The 2,823-nt window shown below is 46.4% G+C and carries 3 protein-coding genes; all 3 read right to left on the minus strand.

Annotated features, from left to right (window positions below; genetic code table 11):
- Positions 1-594 (minus strand): hypothetical protein (locus Q0369_RS09805; RefSeq protein WP_298099251.1); only part of this gene is annotated, 594 nt, incomplete at its 3' end.
- Between the two features lie 454 nt (positions 595-1,048).
- On the minus strand, positions 1,049-2,476 hold the full coding sequence (gene fumC, locus Q0369_RS09810; protein WP_298099254.1) for a class II fumarate hydratase: 1,428 nt from the start codon (positions 2,474-2,476) through the stop codon (positions 1,049-1,051).
- A 189-nt stretch (positions 2,477-2,665) separates the two neighbouring features.
- Positions 2,666-2,823: transporter associated domain-containing protein (locus Q0369_RS09815; RefSeq protein ID WP_298099257.1), on the minus strand; the 158-nt coding region annotated here is incomplete at its 5' end.

The following is a 2,823-nucleotide window of genomic DNA, read 5'->3' on the forward strand; positions in this document are numbered from 1 at the left end:
AAAGTAATTTCTGTTGTTAAATTTAACGACAAAATTTCTTTTTAACAGCCAAAGGGGCTCCGAGCTCTTTTTGAGCTTGTAAATTTTATACGGCAGAGCAAATATTAAATATAGCATTAGATGCTTTATATAAAGAGCAAGTTTGCCTATATGAACGCCTATGCTTGAATATCTATATAACTCATACGAGCTTAAATAATGGAACCTGCCGTAAAAGTTTTCTAGTTCGCATACTACGCAGAAATGAACACTAGATATATTTGCGGACGGATCGGGGGCTATTTTGGTTTCGGAAATTATGCTATCTTTCATATCTATATTTTCGACGTAGCGGATCAGGCTGTTTGAAAAATAAAAATAGCTCGGATTTTTAGAAAAATTTTGCTCCGCCGAAATTCTTAGCCGTATGAAAGAATATGTCACAAAAATTAAAGAAACGATACCGAAAGCGCTAAATTTTCCCGTAGTGCCAGTCGTAATCAGATCATAACCCAAAAGCGAAAAACCCAATATGCAAGTAAATATGCTCCAGGAAAATACATGATAGACGGTGTAATCGTTTATGATCAATGGCTCCTTATCATAGTCCCTCATAAAATCCTCGTTTTGTAAATTTTGGCGCATTTTATCGTTTGGGTGCTTACGAAGCATTTAAAATTTTATCTTAGCGGCGGTTTCGATGTGTATTTGGCGGGGCGCGAAATGACGGATAGAAATTTAAAGGCAAAAGGCGGCTTTAGCCTCGGTAATCTCGCCATTTTGCGAACCGCAAAAGCTGCATTATCGAAGCAAATTTAATCCGCAAATTTCGCTCTCAAATTTACGGATTTTAAAGAAGGCTCGGCAAAATTGCTTTAAAGTAAACTCGGCAAAACCGTGCAAGGCAAGCTCTACGAAATCACTCAAGGCGAGAATGTCACGCAAAACAATCAAATTTCGTCGAAACAATCAAAATTTATCGAAACGATAAAATTTTGCCGAAACGCCCTAATCTCGCCGAATTCCGCCGAGCGAACCCTGCCGAGCCCAAAAGTCAAGCAACTAAAATTTATTCTTTCGGCGCTATCATATCCTCAGGCACCACCCACGCGTCAAATTCCTCGGCGGTTAGTATGCCCGATTTTATCGCTTCCTCGCGCAGCGTAGTGCCGTTATGATGCGCGGTTTTGGCGATCTTGGCGGCATTTGCGTAGCCGATGTGCGGATTTAGCGCGGTTACTAGCATCAGACTTTCATGCAGTAGCTTGTCGATTTTCGCGGCGTTTGCCGTGATACCGCAAGCGCAGTGCTTCTCAAAGCTATTCATCGCGTCGCTTAGCAGGCGGATGCTTTGGATGAGGTTGTACGTAAGCACCGGCTTAAAGACGTTTAGCTCGAAGTTTCCCTGGCTTGCGGCGACGCAGATCGCGACGTGGTTGCCCATTACTTGCGCCGCTACCATCGTGACGGCTTCGCACTGCGTCGGGTTTACCTTGCCCGGCATTATCGAGCTTCCCGGCTCATTTTCGGGGATGTTTATCTCGCCGATACCGCACCTAGGCCCACTTGCTAACCAGCGCACGTCGTTTGCGATCTTCATCAAATTTGCCGCCAGGCCGTTTAGCGCGCCGCTTAAAAACACCTCGGCATCGTGGCTGGTTAGGCCGTGAAATTTATTCGGATGGGATTTAAATTTAAACGCCGTGCCCGTTAGCGCGTTTAGCTCGTCGCTTACCATCTCGCTAAATTTCGGGTGCGAGTTTAGCCCCGTGCCCACCGCGGTGCCACCGATAGCAAGCTCCTCTAAAAACGGCATAGTAGCGAGGATCTGCGCCTTGCTCGCCTTTAGCATATGTGCGTAGCCGCTAAATTCTTGACCGAGCGTGAGCGGCGTGGCGTCTTGCAGGTGAGTGCGGCCGATCTTTACGATCCCCGCAAACTCGGCAGTCTTTTTATCCAGCGTCGCTTCAAGTTTTTCTATCGCTGGCAGCAGCTTTTTTTGAAGCTCCAGCACAAAGGCTATTCGCATCGCCGTAGGATAGGTGTCGTTTGAGCTCTGGCCTTTATTTACGTGATCGTTTGGATGCACGAATTTTGCGTCTTTAACGTCCAGTGCCGCCTTATCGCGAAAATTTAACCCCAAAATCTCCATTGCGCGGTTTGAAACGACCTCGTTTAAATTCATATTCGACTGCGTGCCAGAGCCCGTCTGCCACACGACTAGAGGGAAATTTCCGTCCAGTTTGCCGTTTAAAATTTCATCGCACGCCTGCGCTATCGCCTCGGTGCGAGGCTCGTCTAGGCGGCCTAGCTTACGATTAACAAGCGCGCACGCCTTTTTTAGATAGGCAAAGCCCTCTATGACCTCTTTAGGCATCGTCTCCAGCCCTACTCCGATCTCGAAATTTTCATGGCTACGCTGCGTCTGCGCACCCCAATATTTCTCATTCGGAACCTTAACCTCGCCCATCGTGTCTTTTTCGATACGAAATTCCATAACTAATCCTTTCTAAGAGAAATTTCGGAATTTTAATTTTAGACGGCGACATACTATTCGCTGCAGCTCGAAATGCTTTGCCGATTAAGTTTTACCGCTATTTTGATCGCTTCAGAGCCTGCGCCGAAATTTTTGCGCCACGCTCAAAGCGACCGGATTTACGCACGCCGCACCGAATGTGCCTCATCTCTACTCGTTTTTATTCTCGTCTCTTTCTTGCAGTTCCTGTTCGCACCTTTTGGTGACTTTTACGAGCGAAACTCTTGTGCCATCCATTCGCAGTACTTCGTAATCGCAGTTTTCATCGCTTATTTTATCGCCGATTTCAGGTAGGCTGCCGAAGAGAT

This window comes from uncultured Campylobacter sp. (assembly GCF_938030685.1).
In the GTDB taxonomy this organism is placed as follows: domain Bacteria; phylum Campylobacterota; class Campylobacteria; order Campylobacterales; family Campylobacteraceae; genus Campylobacter_B.